9 protein-coding genes are annotated in these 18,812 nt (G+C 49.9%); all 9 read left to right on the forward strand.

Going from position 1 to position 18,812, the window contains the following annotated elements; translation table 11 throughout:
- Nucleotides 1-73: 73 nt before the first annotated feature.
- The 9 genes from NATSA_RS14305 (at nucleotide 74) to NATSA_RS14345 (ending at nucleotide 18,803) form a co-directional block, all read left to right on the forward strand.
- Nucleotides 74-3,565: a CotH family protein gene (locus NATSA_RS14305; RefSeq protein WP_210513296.1), complete on the forward strand. Its 3,492-nt coding sequence runs from the start codon at nucleotides 74-76 to the stop codon at nucleotides 3,563-3,565.
- Between the two features lie 382 nt (nucleotides 3,566-3,947).
- Nucleotides 3,948-4,664, forward strand: a complete 717-nt coding sequence (locus NATSA_RS14310; RefSeq protein WP_210513297.1) for a hypothetical protein — start codon at nucleotides 3,948-3,950, stop codon at nucleotides 4,662-4,664.
- Between the two features lie 410 nt (nucleotides 4,665-5,074).
- Entirely contained in the window at nucleotides 5,075-6,160 is a 1,086-nt protein-coding gene (locus tag NATSA_RS14315; protein WP_210513298.1) for a hypothetical protein, read from the forward strand.
- A 522-nt stretch (nucleotides 6,161-6,682) separates the two neighbouring features.
- Entirely contained in the window at nucleotides 6,683-7,690 is a 1,008-nt protein-coding gene (locus NATSA_RS14320; RefSeq protein ID WP_210513299.1) for a hypothetical protein, read from the forward strand.
- Nucleotides 7,691-8,306: 616 nt separating this feature from the next.
- The gene (locus tag NATSA_RS14325) at nucleotides 8,307-9,053 is read left to right on the forward strand and encodes a hypothetical protein (protein ID WP_210513300.1); all 747 of its coding nucleotides are present in this window, start codon (nucleotides 8,307-8,309) and stop codon (nucleotides 9,051-9,053) included.
- A 141-nt stretch (nucleotides 9,054-9,194) separates the two neighbouring features.
- On the forward strand, nucleotides 9,195-12,086 hold the full coding sequence (locus NATSA_RS14330) for a DUF4838 domain-containing protein (protein WP_210513301.1): 2,892 nt from the start codon (nucleotides 9,195-9,197) through the stop codon (nucleotides 12,084-12,086).
- Between the two features lie 118 nt (nucleotides 12,087-12,204).
- A complete protein-coding gene (locus NATSA_RS14335; RefSeq protein WP_210513302.1) occupies nucleotides 12,205-15,114 on the forward strand; it encodes a T9SS type A sorting domain-containing protein in 2,910 nt (969 codons plus the stop codon).
- A 629-nt stretch (nucleotides 15,115-15,743) separates the two neighbouring features.
- Entirely contained in the window at nucleotides 15,744-18,182 is a 2,439-nt protein-coding gene (locus NATSA_RS14340; RefSeq protein WP_210513303.1) for a polysaccharide biosynthesis tyrosine autokinase, read from the forward strand.
- A gap of 117 nt (nucleotides 18,183-18,299) precedes the next feature.
- Nucleotides 18,300-18,803, forward strand: a complete 504-nt coding sequence (locus NATSA_RS14345) for a hypothetical protein (RefSeq protein ID WP_210513304.1) — start codon at nucleotides 18,300-18,302, stop codon at nucleotides 18,801-18,803.
- The last annotated feature ends 9 nt before the right edge of the window (nucleotides 18,804-18,812 follow it).

Consider the following 18,812-nt stretch of genomic DNA (forward strand, 5'->3'; position numbering starts at 1 on the left):
ATATCATCGCGCATGTTTGCCTGCTGATTGGTACCTTGTTTAAGCTATTATTCTGCAATGCCAGCTCATATTTATGAATCATTCCGCTTCTACTGCCTTTATTCCCGCAACCCTGCATCCCGCACCGGTTATCAAAACCGCATTTTTCCTGCTCCTGCCTCTGCTTTTCCTGTTTTCCCCGGCCGGCGCACAGCAGCTCCACCTTAACGAAGTCATGAGCGCCAATGCCACCGTCATCGCCGATGAGGACGGGGATTTTGAAAACTGGGTGGAGATCTACAACCGCGGCGACGAGCCGGTCAGCCTCGAAGGCTACGGACTTTCCGACGACCGGTTCCGGCCGTTTCGCTGGACGTTCCCCGACGTCACCATCCCCCCGGGTGACTTTCTGCTGGTCTGGGCTTCCGGAAAGGATCGCGCCAATCCCACCGGCGAGCTTCACACCAGTTTCGGCATATCGGCCGACGGCGATGAGGTCGTACTGACCGATCCCGATACCAACCGCGTGGATCACCTTCCTCATACGGTCATTCCCGGCAATACCTCCATCGGCCGGCAGCCGGATGGCATCGGCGGCTGGGTGTTTTTCGCCGATCCGACCCCGGGCAGCGCTAATATCACCGAGGGGCTGTCCGGCAAACTCGATCCGCCGCAATTTTCCCAGCCCGGCGGCTTCCATTCCGGGCCTGTCGATCTCGAAATTTTTCATTCCGACCCCCGGGCCGCCATCCACTATACGCTCGACGGCTCCCGCCCGACCCGCGAATCCCCGCGTTACGAGGAGCCGATCCGCCTGACCGACCGCAGCGACCAGCCTGATGTCTTTTCCACCATCCGCACCACGCCGATTACGCAAGGAGCGCGCAGATGGATGGAGCCGGCCGGCCCGGTCCGCAAAGCCAATGTGGTTCGGGCAAAGGCGTTCCGTGACGGCAGCCTGCCAACAGGACGCACCCAGACTTATTTCGTCTTCAGCGAAGGCGCCGATGCATATGACCTGCCCGTGGTTTCCCTGGCGACCGACAGCACTCATCTCTTCGATTACGATGAGGGAATCTATGTGCCCGGCGCGCAATATGTTGATGGTGACTATGGCACCGGGAACTACGTCGAACGCGGCATCGAATGGGAGCATCCGGCCAGTTTCGAGCTTTACGAAAAAGACGGCTCGCCCGGCCTGGAGCAGGACATCGGCATCCGCATTCACGGGGGATACACCCGCCGCTTCCCCCAGAAAAGCCTGCGGCTCTACGCCCGTGCAGGATATAACGAGAGCCGGTTCAACTACCGCATGTTCCGGGAGATGGATGACGACAGTTTCAACCGGTTCATTCTTCGCGCCTCGGGCAACGATTTCGGTTTCACCATGTTCATGGATGCCGCCGCCCAGTCGCTCATCCGCCATTTTAACGTCGACACCCAGGCCTACCGGCCGGTGATCGTTTTCATCAACGGGGAGTACTGGGGCATCCACAATGTGCGCGAGCGGTACGACCGCCGGTATCTGGAGCGGGTCTACGGCGCCGATCCCGACAACATCGACCTGCTGACCGGCCGGCAGACCGTCAAAGAAGGCGACCACATCCATTACAGTAACATGTTTGATTATATCGACCGGGAGGATCTGTCCGACCCCGCCCGCTTCGACTCGGTCAAAACCATGATGGACATCGACAATTTTCTGGATTACTACAGCGCCAAAATTTATTACGGAAACAACGACTGGCCGCATAACAACATCGATTTCTGGCGGGCAAGGGAGCCGTACAATCCCGGCGCTCCCAAAGGGCTGGACGGACGCTGGCGATGGCTGCTGTTTGATGTGGACCGGTCGCTCGGCTACTCCACACACTATACCTTCGACATGATCGAATGGGTCACCGCAGAAAAGAGTCCGGCAATCGATCAGGAATGGCCCAACGTACTGCTGCGCAACCTCCTGGAGAATGAGGACTTCCACATCCGGTTCATCAACCGCCTGTCCGATCATCTCAACACGGCCTTTTCCGAAGACCGGGTTCCCGAAGTGGTCGACAGCCTCCGGGCGCCGCTGGCATCCGTCATCGACGAACACATCCTGCGCTGGCAGAACCACGAGTCGCGTCACCGGTGGGACGGGCTGGTCGAAGATATGAGGGAGTACGGACGTCGGCGTCCGGCTTTCATGCGCCAACACATGAGCGATCATTTCGATATCGGCAGCGAAGCGGAGCTGACCGTGGATGTATCAGACGATTCCCGGGGATTTGTGCGCGTCAATACGACCGATATCCGGGGCGGCGGTTCAGCGGGCACACCCGGCGTTCCGGACGATCCCTACCCGTGGACGGGCATTTACTTCAGCAAAGTCCCGGTCACGCTCACGGCCGTTGCGTACGATGGCTACGAGTTTTCCCGGTGGTCGTGCGACGGCGGCCTGCCGGATGGTGTAAATCCCGATGAGGAAAAGATTTCGGTATTCGCAGATCCGGAAATCTCCTGTACCGCTCATTTCACACGGGCGGAAGTCAGGGAAGAAAAGGAGCTGGTGTATTACTGGCTGTTTACGGATGATCTTCCGAACAACACGCCGCTGAAGGTGCTGGAGCCGGCTTATGTGGACGATAATGCAGCGGAAAATGCATCGGAAAATAAACCCGCCATCCGTTATCAGCCGGCCATCGATCCCTATCCGCCCGAACCAGGTGTTACAGCAGGTATTCTGGACAGGGTCAATGATCCGTCCCCGGTCAATCTGGACAGCACGGTCATGGACGAACTGGGGTACAGCGGGGAGGACCTTCGCGGGATTCGCGCGCGCAATCCTTCACTGGTGGATGACCGGGAAAGTGCGCTGATACTGGAGCTGCCGACCACCGGTATCCATCGTCCCGTGCTTACCTTTGCCGCCATGCGGACCGGAAGCGGTCAGGAACAGATCAAAATTGAGTACAACACCGCACCCGGCGACACCGGCTGGACCAGCGAAGGGCTGGATCCATCCGTCTTCACCATGTACGAAACCTGGAAGAAGGTGACCATCCCGTTCGGGGAAATTGATCCGGACGGCAGTGGCTCCGGCCATGCAGAGGAACATTTTGACCATTCCGGCGGTCCCGCTGATACTGCCGGCAGCAATTCCGGATTTGCGGATGACAATCCCGGGTTCCGCGTGCGGATTCTGTTCCGCGGCGATGAGGATGTCCGGCGTGGCGTCAGCGGGAATGTACGCTTCAACAATTTCTCGCTGCATGAATCGGTTCAGCAGACCGGTCCCGGCAACGGAAATGGCGATGACGACGATAACGGCGCTGATGTCCCCGATGAGTTTGCGCTGCTCGGCAATTATCCCAATCCGTTCAACGAGTCGACCACCATCGAGTACGCCGTACCCGAGCAGGCGGATGTCACACTGGAACTGTACGATATTATGGGCCGGCGCGTGGCCACACTGGCGGAAGGGCAGCACGAACCCGGCCGCCATCAGGTGACTCTGGATGCATCGGGGCTTTCCAGCGGCGTATACGTGTGCCGGCTTGCCGGCGGCGGGCATCAGGACACCATCGCGATTACGCTGGTGAAGTAGGGGCAGTGGGCGCAGCCCGGGGTATGCCGGTGAAGCTGCGGGGATCGTATCGGGAGCGCCGATGAAGCTACGGCGGTGGTATCTGGTGCGCCGGCTCCTTTGAAGCGGCAAACTGTGCGGATCGATTGTGCCGGAAAAGTCGGGCAGTTGCTGCGATCAGACCAAAATGAAACAGACCGGCAGGTTATATGTTGTAAATGAGTCGGCAGGGGGTTGATTTATGGCGCCATAACAGCCGGAAAAATGTAAAAATCGCTTAAAGTGAACAAAATTAAGCGATTATAATTTGTTCGCGCCTGAGAAAAGTGTTTGTTTTCGTCCAGTCTGAACAAACGATTCAGACAAAGCGTCAATCAGAAACAAATCAAAAAGGTGACCAACAATGAAGAAACTGAGTGCACTTTTCATCGCATTGCTATTCTCAGCAGGGATGACTCTGGCTCAAAGCAACGAAGCTTCCATCGAACAGGTGGGAGATGATCACGATGCAGACGTTGAACAGAGCGGAGACTATAACGTGGCTAATGTCGACCAGGACGGAGCAGGCGGCATAGCCGACATCGATCAGTACGGTTCCTCCAATGAAGCCTTCATTACGCAGGAAGGAGTTACAGGCGGAGAACGAACCTCAGGAAGCATCACCCAAACTGGCGGAGAAAACGAAGCCAGCATCCTTCAGGAAGAGTCCAACGTCAAATCCTCCGAGATCGTCCAGGACGGATATCGCAACGAGGCAACCGTCGAGTCTGTTGGTGGCGGACGCGCTGATGCAGCCGACATCTATCAGGAAGGCAACGACAACCAGGCCACCATCCTGCAGAGTCTGACATCCGCCTCCAGCGCCGTGATCAGTCAGTACGGCAATGACAATGAGGCGATGATCGAAAATGACGGCAGTCCGCTCGATGCCTCAATCATGCAGGAAGGCGATCTCAACGTGGCCAATATCGAAGATACCTTCGGTGCCGGTGGAAACACCGCAGACATCGGGCAGTTCGGAAACAGAAACACCGCCGATATCTTCATGGACAACAGCGATGGAACCGCTGATATCCAGCAGACCGGCGACAATAACAATGCCTCCATCAGTCAGTACTAAGACGGGATGATTGATTCCTGTCTGAAAGGGAGTAAGGGATTCCGGTAAAACCGGAACCTGATCTGTTGCAATCCCGTCATCGCCCTGCGCGGTGCCGGGATTTTTTTGATGGTCTCTTGACGAATGATGCTTGACAAATGAGCGTGAATGTACCCATACGTTGCTCAGATGAAGTTAAGAATAAGAGTAAAAATATTAAGCGAGATTAATTAACATATTATAACTTGATCGCTTGCAAGTAAGGTGTTATTTATGCTGTCAGTAAATCACCTGAAAAATCCGGTGAAATAAACACAGTGATTTTTGAAGTTGGATTTACGCGAGTTTGTGTTAGATGCTTGCAGATCTTTTCAGAAAGATTACCTGCATCAGACATGGATAAAAATAATAACCAAAAAAGGTGACCAACAATGAGACAAATAACAACACTTCTTGTAATGATCCTGTTTACCGCAGGAATGTCGTTTGCACAAAGTAATGACGCCAGTGTTGATCAGCAGGGCAGTGACAACAGCGCTGATGTCGACCAGCAGGGCTATAGTAACGTTGCAGAAGTAGATCAGTCAGGAAATGATGATGTGGCTGATATTACACAGTCGGGAAGCAGCAACGAAGCCTTCATCGATCAGGCAGAGGGTGGCTCCGGAGCCCGTTTCTCTGACGGATCTGTCGACCAGCAAGGCGACGGCAACTACGCCTCCCAGGATCAGACCATTCGAAGCGCACACAACACAATCACCGCAGTTATTGATCAATTGGGAAATGAAAACACGGCTACCCAGGAGCAAGAAACCAGAAGCAGTGCTCATGCCGGAATCAATCAGGAAGGCAGCTATAATGAAGCTAATCAGACTCAGAGCTTTAATTACGGTTATTCTTCCGTCAACATCGATCAGGTAGGTGATGGAAACTGGGCGGTTCAAACCCAGAACGCCGGATCATCTGAAGCTACCATCATACAAAATGGCGATGACAACCGTGCAGAGCAAACACAAAGCGGCGGAAACTATGCCGGTAACGCAGCTGATATATTGCAGTCCGGATCTGATGACCACACCCAGGTGCAGGACGGTGAAGGAAATTATGCCGAAGTCCGGGCATTTGCAGGATCAAACACCGGTGATCAGACCCAGGTTGGTAATGACAACCATATGCAGCTCAACCAGTCCGGCGGCTTCGATGCTGTAATGTCCCAGGATGGTGACGGCAACGATGCACGTCTGCGCCAGGCCGGTGGCAGCGGAAGCAGCGCTTATCTGACCCAGGATGGTGATGACAATTCCATCGGCGCCGAGCAGCAGGGAAGCGGCAATGTAATGCATGTCCTGCAGGATGGCAGTGGAAACTACGCCGGATCCGACTGGTGGGCCAACCCCGGACTGGTTCAGGATGGAAATGACAACATGATTGATCTTTCCCAGACTGGTGACAATCACTCAGCTTCGGTTCATCAGTATGGCGACAATAATACCGCCAACGTAACTCAGTCCAACTGATAGGCGGCAATAAACTTCAGAGTACCGGTTTGTTTGCTGGTAATCAGTGAACACGGTACCTGATGATATAAAGGCTGGTATCCGGCCCGGTACATGCGATGTGTGCCGGGCCTTTTTATTGAAAGGAAGTCATTTGAAGCAAACACTTCCTGCGAATCACAAACCTCCCGTCATGCAGCCACTCCTCTGCAAGCTTTCGGAATTACCCGGCGGCTTGGGGAAATACCCGGCCTTGCATGCCGATGTCCCGTAAAGTCATTCAGGATCAACATATTCTACATTATTAAATGATTTTAATTAACATACTCTAATTTGCATGTATGAAATGAGAGTGATATCTATAGTACAGATTCATATATGTTATTAATGCGTTGCAGGATAATCGAGGTCATTAATAACATTACGTAATACATGATGTTGTTCATGGTACATGGTTAACTTTGTTCGAGGTTTGATTTTGTCCTGAAACAACATACATGACCAGTGTAATAAGAAAAGTTTAACAAAATAAGGTGACCACCCATGAAAAAGTTTACCGCTTTTTTCGTTGCAATTTTGTTTACGGCCGGAGTAACGTTTGCACAGAATAATCAGGCAACCGTATCGCAGGAAATTGACGACTCCGAAGTGGATATCGAACAGATTGGAAGCAATAACCAGGCCGACGCCTCACAGTCTCTGGGCAATGATAACATGTTTATCGACATTCTTCAGGATGGAAGCGCCAACGAAGCAGTGGTCAGTCAGCAGTACGGACAGTGGCACTGGGCCGATGTCGAGCAGGCCGGAACAGGCAATCAGCTGAATCTGCTGCAGGATAACACCAGTACCAGAGCGGAAGTCACCCAGGAAGGCAGCGGAAACTTTGCCGATATTTTCCAGAGAAATTACCTTTTCTCCTTCGGTGATTACTCATCAAGTGTCCTGCTTCTTCAGGATGGTGATGATAATGAGGCCATGGTCAGCTCTGATGGATTCGGCAACATGGTAAACGTGGTTCAGGAAGGTGATGACAACGTCGCCAGCGCTGCTCAGGACGGTTCCTACAATGAAGCCTCCATCGAGCAGTTCTGGGCAGGCGATGACCACACACAGGTGCAGGAAGGTGACAATAACTACTCCGAAGTCCGTGCATTTGCCGGACAAAATACCGGTGAGCAGATTCAGACAGGTGACGGCAATCAGTCACAGCTCAACCAGTCAGGCGGATTTGATGCGACCATCCTCCAGGACGGAGATTACCACAATGCCCGTCTGCGTCAGGCCGGCGGCAGCGGCAGCACTGCTCTGATCAATCAGTATGGTGAAGGAAACAGCGTCGGTGCCGATCAGCAGGGAAGCGGCAATGTGCTGAACGTAACACAGGATGGCGAAGGCAACGTTGCCGGATCCAATTGGTGGAGTGATCCCGGCCTGTATCAGAACGGCAACTTCAACAGCATAGATCTGATTCAGGACGGTCAGTACAATTCGGCATCCGTTTACCAGTCAGGAGATAATAACTCCGCAACCGTAAACCAGAGCAATTGATTTTTCAGGATTACAGATTTTCCATTGAGAGAAGCTAATCTTCAGCAGAGATTCAGGATATATTCCTGAAGAGAAATAGAAGCCCGGCATGCAATCGTGTGCCGGGCTTTTTTTTAAAAAATATTTTTGGCAGTATGCAGTCCTCACGCCCGCAATGAGATGCCGCTGCTGATTCAGGTCCTTTTGCAGATTATTTCAAAATTATCACTGGTCATAGCCATCGGCGGATTCGTAATAAGTGCATTGCCACGTGCCAATACACACTGACAGACCGGGTAAATGAATCTGCAGATTTCAATCACACCTGAAATCACGAATTGAACCTGAAATGCAAATCGCACCTGAACCGCTAAAAAACATGGCTAAGAAGGACAATATATCCAGCCCTGCAACTGCCATTGTAATGGAGCCCGGTCATAATTTATTCCGGCCGATAAACATAACAGACAAACATAGTGGTAAGTCGGTGAAATACAAGTAGATGTTGCAATAGTTAAAAGTTCTTAATATTTTTTCCTCAGTTTATCATATTGTGTCGTTTCAATTGTACAAAAGCATGCAGTAAAATACTGATTATCAGAACGATGTCCGGGGTCACCAATACTCACAGAATATTATGAAACAGTCAACACTGTATAATAATACACATACACCCGCTGTAACAAAGCCGGGAAATCCCTGCACCCGCAATGCAAACCCCAGAACGAGGGTCCGTCATTTTGTTGGTGCCAACTGGAAGGGGAGTGAGGAAAAACTTCGTTACCTCTTTGGTGCAACCAACGAAATGAGCGAATCTCTGACGCCATTCAGCCATGAAGGTATCGTCTGCTATCACAAGATCAATCACGCCCGTCACCTGAACCGGTTTCTGGCAACCGTTAACCGCTCACTTGTCGACGGCGGGACATTCATCGGGTGTGTTGAGACAGAAAAGCAGCTGAAAAGACGGATCAGAAGGGATTATTCAGCCCCGATGCAGTGGATATTCCGGATGGTTCATTACATAGTCACCTTTTTCCGTCCCGTATCAAAAATATCCAAAAAATGGTATGCCCTGACGATCAGGGATGTCAACCGGGTTTTGCCGATCGATGAAGTCTTTGACCGCCTTCATTCAAACGGATTCGCCATATTCGATTTCGAAGAAATATCCGGCCAGACCTATTTTGCAGTCCGCAAGATTAAAGATATCGCCGGAATGCCGGCACACGCTGCGCAGTTTGCATCGCACCGATCATCCCATTCTTCGCACGCATTCGGGGATGCAATGCAGGAACATACGTATTTCTCAGGCACCATTTGTATGGAATCTCCGGTCAGATGCCGGAAGCAATTGCAATGGCGTCCGTTTCAGAATAACTGAAACACGGTGACAGAATCAAAATAACAGACGGCCCGTTGTACCAATCTTCGCAATGCTGCGTATATAATTTATAAGGCGTTGATTTAAATCAGGATAGGGCAACGGAGTTAAACAAATCAATCTCAAATTTATCAAAGCAGGATGAATCATTTTACGACATTTTTTACGAAAACGGGGAGAGTGGTATTCCTTATCGGCCTTTCCGTTACCCTGTTTGCATTTACCGGAACATCACAAAGCGAAGACCTGTCCGGATCAGATAAACTGAACGATATCGGAAGCCCGCAAAACACCGTATTGGCAAGCGGTGGCCAGGCATCAATGGAAGTGGTCGTGGGTCCGGATGCTTCAAGAACCACAACCGACGCCGCCAACGAGCTGGCTGACTACCTTGGCAAAATCACAGGCGGGTCATTCAGTGTCACGACCGGAAACGGATCAAGTGGCATAGCCGTCGGAACCTACAGCGATTTCCCCGGTCTTGACCTGGACGATCTTTTCGACTCCCGGAATCCGGCCCGTGGCGACGAACACCTGGTCCACTCGCACGGATCGGGCGTTTACCTGGTTGGTGCAACCGACCTTGCTTCCCAGCACGCCGTATGGACCCTCCTGTACGAACTGGGCTACCGGCAATACTTCCCGACCGAAACCTGGGAAATCATTCCCGACAAACCCGACTTGAGTGCCGACATCAGTTCATTCGAAAGTCCGGATTTTTATAATCGCAATGGACCGCGGGAAGCGGCATATACCCACAGGCAATTATGGCATGAATGGCAGGACCGCAATCGTATGACATCCTCCTTCGGTGTTGCTACTGGACATGCTTACAATTCAATCATTCGTAGGAATCAGGAAGAGTTTGATGCCAATCCACAATATACAGCAGAATCCAGCTCAAAATTTCGTGTTTCTGAGGAAGGATTGGTAGATCTTGTAGTCCAGGATGCCGTCAATCGGATCAAAGACGATCCGGACCGAATGAGTGTCTCAATGGAGCCTTCTGATGGAGGCGGCTGGTGCGATTCACCCGAGGAGCAGGCAATGGGTTCGATCAGTGACAGAGTGGTCTATCTTGCCAATGCCGTAGCAGAAGCCATCAACGATTTGGGTATGGGTGACAGGTATGTGGGTATTTATGCTTATAACTTGCACTCTGCTCCACCTGATATTGAAGTCCATCCCAATGTGGTTGTCAGTGTAGCTACTGCATATACACATGCAGGCTATTCTGTGGATGAATTGGTGGAAGGCTGGGGCCGGCAAGGTGCGATGATCGGTATTCGCGACTACTATGACACCTTTGTTTGGGGACAGGGAATGCCGCGCTCAGGTGTGGGTGGCAACATCCCGCGTCTGGCCGACAGACTTTCCGGATTTCATGAAAACGGAGCTCGTTTTATGAATGCCAACTCAGTGGACTCATGGCCGGTTAATGGACCAGGGTTTTATTTGTCCTCAAGATTACTTTGGGATATGTCATTGACTGAAAACGTCGAAGAGATCATCGAAGAATTTCTTGAAAAGTCATTTGGCGAAGCCATGGAACCTATGCGTAAATTTTATGAACTGGTCGGCCGCGGTCGTTCTGTACCCCGTACTACCAACGATGTGCTGGCGCATATGTACGAATACCTTTCTGAAGCCAGAGAAATCACTGATGACCCTGAAGTTAGAGCCCGACTTGATGAAATAGTACTTTATACTAGATATGTAGAGCTTTATTCAAAAGTCAGTGATGCTGACTCTGACGGAGCCCGTCAAAGTGCTGCAGAAAGTACGTTTCGCCATCTCTACAGAATGCAAAGCATCATGATGTCTCCTGTGCGTCATTTATATCATCACTTTCGGAGGTCGGATGTTTCTGTAGAAATTCCAAGAGAAGCGGATCCTGGGCGATTACGGGTAGGTCGGGAACTGACAGATATGGAGCCCTGGAAAAGCAGCAAATTATTTACGGATGAAGAAATTGCGGAGTTTGTCAGCAATGGGCTGGAAAAATATGAAAAAGAGGAGCTGGATTTTGATATTGTTACCTACAGTAAGGATCTGGTACCTGCTGATTCATACCTTGACTTGCCGGAAGTGAGAACAGGCAGTTTCGGACGCGGCTTTCGTGGCGAAAAGAGTATGTTCACATGGCTACGGGCCGGGGAGCCATTGGAGCTGGATGTCCGGGGCGGAACCATATCCCATTACCAGGACAGGGGAAATGTCCGTTTTCATCTGATGTCACCCAGGGAAGCAACAACGGAAGCGGTGGATTTCGATGATAGTGTGCCGCCGGACGGGGAAACCTATCAGATAGAATTGACCTCTGAATATGATGGTTTGCATGAGCTGATGTGGAACGACGGTAGAGACCGCACATACCTGGAATGGGACGAAGGCCATCCGATGACGGTTCGTGCCAGTTTGGACAGCCCTTTCAGTTTTCAGCGTGACTTCCGACTGTTTTTTTATGTGCCGGAAGGTACAAAAGTTGTTGGGGGATATCTGAACCATCACTTCAATGTCACCTTCAGAGATAACAATGGAGACAAAATAGAAGGCTGGCAGAACGAAGAAGAGAGTGGATATTTCGCGTTGCCAGTCAAAGAAGGACAGGACGGCAGCCTTTGGAGAATATCAGCTGATCGCAACAGAACTTTGAGGCTGATGACCGTGCCCCCGTACCTGGCGCGCAGTGAACAGGAATTGCTGCTGCCCAAAGAACTTTTTGAGGAAGATGATACGCCGACCTCTGCCGGACAGGAAGAGCAGCCGGATACATACGAGTTGGGACAAAATTATCCAAACCCGTTCAATCCCGTGACACAGATCCGGTTTGCCGTTCCGGAGCAGTCACACGTCACACTGGAAGTGTATAATGTGCTTGGACAACGGGTGACCACGCTGTTGAACGAAGAAAAGTCACCGGGCAGGTACGAGGTAACCTTCGACGGTGCCGGATTGTCCAGCGGGGTGTATCTGTACCGGCTTCAGACCGATACATTCATTGAAACCAAACAAATGATGCTGGTCAAGTGATGAATAACTCATCCTTGATGAATATCAAAAAATGATAAAAATTACCCGGAGTTATTTTATGAATACGGTTATTACTTACTGTCGGAGAGCAGTTTTATATGTGTTGTTTCCTTTTTTAATGCTGGGCCTCGCAGGGCAGTCAGCCGATGGCAGTGACTGTTTTATCGGAGGACCTTATGTTTTGCATGTCGAACACGACAGAGCCCAAATAGTCTGGGTGACCCCGGCCGGTACCGATGCCGGCAGTGTGGCGATTGAAGCTAACGGAGGCGAAGAACAGCAGAACGTAAAAGCAGTAGTTTCTATACCACTTTTTAGGGATCGCAATTCTGAGGAGGACGAGCTGGATCATCTCAGGCATCTGTCCAAAGTAGAAGAACTGCAACCCCATACTGAGTATCACTATGAGGTGCAATGCGGGGACGGAGAGTCCACCGCCAGCGGGCGATTCAAGACGCCTCCAAAGCCGGGTGAGTCTGTACCTGTTGAATTTGTGGCTGTTGGTGATGGGCATGCTAACACCATTAATAGTTCATATATTCGCATATCAGAACCGGTTGGTGAAATTAAACCTGACTTTGTCATTCATGCCGGGGATTTGAGAGGAGGAAGAGGTCACGACTGGAGTCGTTGGGAAGGCTACTTAAAAGTTGCCCGTCCATATCTGCAAAACAGCATTTTTCTTCCGGTTGTGGGAGCGCATGATGTTCGACCGGCCAGAAACTTCCGATCTCTGTTTGCTTTTAATGATCCGGATGGCAATCCTGATGATGAAGACGATGCCGGTACTTACTACACGATGCAATACGGTAATATCCTGGTGATCATTCTTGATCATGTCTATGAAATTGAGGAACAGGTGCAGTGGGTGGAAGAGGTGCTTTCACAGTCGGAAGCGGAATGGATTATTGTATCCAGCCACGAATCATGGACGAGTGTTGCTAGTCGTGGAAACTGGCTACGCAACGAATATTATAAAGACTTTTCAAGGATATTTGAAGAACATGGTGTAGACATCGTAATCACGGCTCATGACCATATGTATGAACGAAGAATTCCCTTCGGATCCAAAGGAGTCAAACCGGTGCATTATATTACTATCAATTCAAACGGCAATAGCCGTAGTGTACGTCCGAGCCCTGTTGTAGCGGGAGGTATTGGAAAAAGAGAACATGTGTACACCCATTTTCGTGTGGATGGTAACCAGCTTGAGATGGATGTCATAAAATATGACGGAACGGTACTAGACCGGCTGGAGCTAATTAAAGACGATGACGGCATGTATCAGGATGAAGTTATGGAACAGGCTGTAGACCTTGATCTTGCTCACAAACTGTCACATATATATACAGGGCAGAGCATGACAGAAGGTCTGCGATATGAACGGCGTGACATCATGGGTCAATTCAAATCGCAGGCTCCTGAAAATGGTGAGTCTGTTGTTTTGAAGCTGAATACCGGAAATGCAAGTGATCATGAAAGAGATGTCAGCCGTTTTCCCTTAGGAAGTAAACTGATTGTTTATGAGCAAAATGACCCGTCCTCATGGCAAACCGAAAAGCAGATTATTGAGATAACCGGTGATACAACAGAGATTGAAGTGACGGCTCCGGATAATATGATACATGATGTTGAAGGATTTGATCCGCCACTGGAACTGGAAGTTAACATCCGTGTGGACGGACGTGATTTTGAACGGGCAACGATCCGTCCGACATTGACTGGCAGCGGTGAACTTGACAAAGTGAATCTTGAAGCTCCTTCATCAAACCAGTGGGTACCCGCCAAACCGGTTTTTGCTTGGGAGGAGATGCCTCAGGCGAGGGAATACCAACTCCAGGCAGGCTTACCCGATTTTGATAATGTTAAAATTGATACCATTGTTACGGACACGCATTTTAAATATTCAAATGGTTTGGAGGAAGGGGAAGATTATGTGTGGAGAGTTCGGGCACTGAATGAATTCGAAGGGCCATGGTCAGATGAAATCCGGTTTCATGTCAACCGATCGACAGAGCAAGGCAACTTTGATCCGGTCTCATTTGGTGACAATCTGGTACCGGCAGTCGATAAAATAGAAGTACCTTCAGTGAATTTTGGAAGTACAGGAAGATTTCGTGGAGAAAACAGCATGTTCACATGGCTGGAGGCGGATGGGGTGCTACCTTTGAAGGTGAGAGGTGGAGGAATCTCTCATTTCCAGGATCGAGGTAATGTTCGAATTAATTTGATCAAAGTTGCAAATGCCGATACGGTGGACAGGGATCATAGTGTGCCGCCTGACGGTGAATTTTATGAAGTTGAGCTGGTATCACCGTCAAATGGACTTCATGAGCTGCAATGGAACGACGGAAACGACAGGACTGCATTGGAGTGGCCGGAGGGACAACCTATGTCAATCCGTGCCAGCAAAGAACATCCTTTTAGTTTTCAACGCGGTTTTCATCTTTATTTTTATGTTCCTGAAGGAACTTCCGTCGTAGCCGGGCACCTTAGTTCACACAGTAGCGTTGATTTTTATGATGGTAGTGGCAATGAATTTACCGGATGGCAGAATACAGAAGATGGCGAAGGATCCTTTGTTATCCCTGTGCCGGAAGGTCTTGATAATACATTCTGGAGTGTCGAGGGAGAAAGAAACCGCACTTTGAGTTTATATACGGTACCACCGTATCTGGCAAGAAGCACGGAAGAGCTGTTGTTACCGGAAGAGCTGTTTGAAACCGAAGATATTCCAACTTCATCAAGAAATGATGAAACTCCGTCCCGGATCGAGCTGGAGCAAAATTATCCAAACCCGTTTAATCCGGAGACGATTATAAGCTTTTCACTTCCCGAGCAGGAGCATGTCACCCTGGAGGTATACAATGTGGCTGGTCAGCGCGTCATGACACTTCTTAACGAAGTAAAACCATCCGGCAGTCATGAAGTCGTGTTTGATGCCTCTGATTTATCCAGCGGTGTGTATCTGTATCGATTGCAGACTAATGACTATGTAAAAAGCAGACAGATGCTATTGATCAAATAGCATCTTGGCTTTCAATATCACACTCCGGTCCAGGATACCTATCTGCGAAGGGAGTACAAACAGAACGATTTGTGCTCCCTTTTTTAATAATTGAACTCTCTTTATTAGCAATCATTTAACTTCATGAAGAGACAACCCTCCTATCACTTCTGTTTCAAGGGGTAAAAAGCGCTTTTCTTCAAAACTGCCTGAAACCATTAAAGAATAACAATATGTTAATGTTTTTGTAGGATGCGGGATAGCTGTAACTGACTGGTTATTAGTTATTTCTAATTTGCATCATGAGGGCCGGATTAGTAGCTTGATGTACATCAACTTGCAAGGCAAGCCTTGTTTGTTGTACCGGATTTGTATGCATGTTTTATGGTTTCATTGCATTAATGGCAGCAATGCCAGTAATGATGTTTTGGCATTAAAGCAATCTGTAATAACCTTTGATATCGCATATCAGGGTTCGGTTTTACAGGTATGAAGCACTCTGAGATTTCAAAGGATTTTCAGGTGTTTCTGAAGGTAGTGCTGAAGCCCATTAAAAGCTTTTAATAATGGGACTTACAAGGCGGAGCTGCACCGGCAAAACGATTCAATATCGATATCTGCAGCATATCAATTAATTAAAGGCTATCACTATGGTAGACTCAGAACCTCTCTACAACGGCAATCATTCCTCCTCAAACGGAAACGCATCCGGATCCGGGGCGCGACCGGCTACCGGTAAAGGAGCTAATCCAGGCAGCGCCATGGAGCAGGACCAGGGCAATTACATGCAGCAGAAGATCATGGCAGGACTGCTGCGCTTCAAGTGGCTCATACTGCTGGCTGCACTGGCAGGAGGTGTAGCAGCATGGTATTACACTGAGAATATAACTCCGGAATATCTCGCTTCCGGTATGATCATCATTCATCAGGATAGTGAAGAGTCACTCTCTTCGGGCGGCGATATCACCAGCAGATTGAACCGGTCTCTTGGTCCGGCAGGCACCAGATCCATGGATAATCACGTCCAGTTACTGAAATCACGCGTGTTTGCAGAACGCATTGCCGAAAAGCTCATGGAACAGGAAGTAATGAGCAACGGGGAAGTATTTCCGGTGCTCCTTCGTGAAATTGAGGGCAATGAACCTCTGAAGGCTGCCAAAGGGCAGGTTGTCTCGCGCCTGCGCAGCAAAGCCGATGTGAAACGTGTATCCGGATCTGACGATCTTATTGAAATCAGCTATATTTCTCATGATCCTCTTGAAGCAAAAGAGCTGGCCAATCTGTTTATGAACGAATTTGTGGAATTGACGGATGAGCGTGCGCGCTCGTCAATTCAGGCAACGCTTCAGTATCTGCAGGATGAAATGCTTAACAAAGTTGGGGGACGTCTTGCTGACTCCGAACAGAGAATCGAAGACTTTATGCGAAGTGAACCCGGCGGACTGAATCTGGCCAGTCATACGGACAGACTCGTCGGTCAGGTACATACCCTTGAGGAAGAAGCCGAAAGAAACCGGCTGGAACTGGAGTCCATAGAAAACCGGAAAGAACGTGCGCAGGATGAGCTCAATGAAATTGAACCGGGACTTACCGACCAGATGAAATCCGCAACCACGGCCCGGGTGCGGATGCTTCAGGAAAATATGGCCAACCTGACCATTGAACGCATGCTGATGCTTAACAAAAACCCGTCATTGCGCACTAATGAAGATCAGGAGCCCAGACTCAAGGAAATCAACAATGAAATGGATCAGATCAGCAATGAAATTGATGAGCTGGTATCCGAAGGGCTTGATCAGACCAGGGGTTTCCTGTTTACCGAAGCGGGCGAAATGAACTCCCGTATTCTGGAACTGCAGCGTCAGATTGCCGACCTTACCGTGGAAAGAATAAGACTGCAGTCGCTGATCAACCTGGCCGAAAAACGTATTTCCGATTATAATGAAGAACTGGATCAGCTCCCGGAAAAACAGACACGTATGGCCCGTCTGCAGCGGGAACGAGAGCGTGATGAGAGAATGTACAATGAACTGGCCGGCAGAGCATTTGAAATGGGACTCATGGAGCAGAGCACACGAGGAAGCGGGCGCATCTTTGAGGATGCCTTGCAGCCTGGCTCACCCTTCAGGCCGGATGTTCCCACGAATCTGCTTCTCGGCATACTGCTTGGAATGGGACTTGCCGTCTCCGGAGTGTTCCTGAGAGTGATGCTGGATTACCGGATAGACAGTATTGACCTGCTTAAAAAATACGGTCTGCCCGTACTCTCGGTCATACCGGACATGAAACCGGTGATCAGGAGTCAGTTTAAAGGTCAGTCACACTACAAGGTAGTGGACAAAAAACTGTCTACACTTCTGGTGCCGCTTTATGACCCCATTTCCAACGTTTCTGAAAGCTTCCGCAGACTGTTTAACAATCTGAGGTTCAACAATCCGGACAGCAGGAACAAGCTGTTCGTATTGACCAGCCCCGGGAAAGGGGAGGGCAAAACCACTACCATCTCCAATCTGGCAATAACCATGGGTGAAAGCGGCAACAGAGTGCTGCTGCTGGATTGTGACTTCAGAAAACCACATGTACACCGGATGTTCGGACTTGATATGGAACCGGGTATAACGGACTATCTTTTTGATGATACCCCACTGGAAGAACTAATTGTTTCGGCACAGGCTCCGGGACTGGATATACTGACATCGGGCAAGCAGACGGTGAGTCCGGACCGGGCCATCAACAGCAACAAGATGCGCCGGCTAATAGAAGAAGTCACAGATAAGTACGATTACATACTTATTGATACGGCTCCTTTCGGAATCATCTCCGATGCGGCACCACTGATCCGGATGTCGGACGGTGTCATTGCACTTGTTCGCTTCAACAAGTCAAAAACGCCGGAGCTCGATCATCTGATTGAAAACCTGAACAGTATCAGTGCCGAGGTTGTGGGGACCGTGCTGAACGATTTCAACCCGAAAGTGGCATCCGGGTACTACACCGACAATCGCAAATATGCCTATAACGACAAAGTGTACAAATCCTACAGCAACAAGGTGAAAAAGCCGGATAAAAAAGAGAAGGAAAATGTGTGATCCGGAATGCGGCTTGAAATCTGCTGATTGCAGCATTAAACAATCCTCAAAAAAAATTTTAATCACTGAATTAATATGATCCCGCTATTCATTAGAACAGCATTTCTGGTTTTACTGTTGGCCACGCTGGCAGCAATACCTGCCAAAGCCCAGGAGCAGGCCCCCTATGCGCGTTTCTCCCCCGATATTGTCCGGCTTGCACCTCCGGGTGTGCTTGCCGACACCGTCAATGTCTGGGGTGCTGTCAGTCAGAGAGGCCGGTTTATGGTGCCCAGGGGGACATCGGTAAGTGAAATACTCTCCTATACCGGCGGGCCTGATATATCAAGCGGAAGAAGATCCAGAGGGGGAACCAATGTTCTCGGATACTTTACAACTCCTCAGGTGGATGTATATCTTAACAGAAAAGATGAAAATGAAAACGGGGAGTACGTGGAACGATGGACATACCGGCTGAGCGAACCCTTCCCGCCGGACATGCGGAATTATCCGTTGCGGAACGGGGAGTATGTAACAGTGTACATCCGGGAGCGTCCGACGACACTGCAGTACATCCTGTTCGGGGTATCAACACTGGGTTCACTGGCAGGCGGATATTTTCTGCTGGAGCGAATTTTATAACCGGCTTGC

Source organism: Natronogracilivirga saccharolytica (genome assembly GCF_017921895.1).
Taxonomy (GTDB): Bacteria; Bacteroidota; Rhodothermia; order Balneolales; family Natronogracilivirgulaceae; genus Natronogracilivirga; species Natronogracilivirga saccharolytica.

Excerpts from the sequence above, each read along its gene's own strand:
- NATSA_RS14305 (WP_210513296.1), top strand. The coding sequence starts at position 74 with ATGAATCATTCCGCTTCTACTGCCTTTATTCCCGCAACCCTGCATCCC.
- NATSA_RS14310 (WP_210513297.1), top strand. The coding sequence starts at position 3,948 with ATGAAGAAACTGAGTGCACTTTTCATCGCATTGCTATTCTCAGCAGGG.
- NATSA_RS14315 (WP_210513298.1), top strand. The coding sequence starts at position 5,075 with ATGAGACAAATAACAACACTTCTTGTAATGATCCTGTTTACCGCAGGA.
- NATSA_RS14320 (WP_210513299.1), top strand. The coding sequence starts at position 6,683 with ATGAAAAAGTTTACCGCTTTTTTCGTTGCAATTTTGTTTACGGCCGGA.
- NATSA_RS14325 (WP_210513300.1), top strand. The coding sequence starts at position 8,307 with ATGAAACAGTCAACACTGTATAATAATACACATACACCCGCTGTAACA.
- NATSA_RS14330 (WP_210513301.1), top strand. The coding sequence starts at position 9,195 with ATGAATCATTTTACGACATTTTTTACGAAAACGGGGAGAGTGGTATTC.
- NATSA_RS14335 (WP_210513302.1), top strand. The coding sequence starts at position 12,205 with ATGCTGGGCCTCGCAGGGCAGTCAGCCGATGGCAGTGACTGTTTTATC.
- NATSA_RS14340 (WP_210513303.1), top strand. The coding sequence starts at position 15,744 with ATGGTAGACTCAGAACCTCTCTACAACGGCAATCATTCCTCCTCAAAC.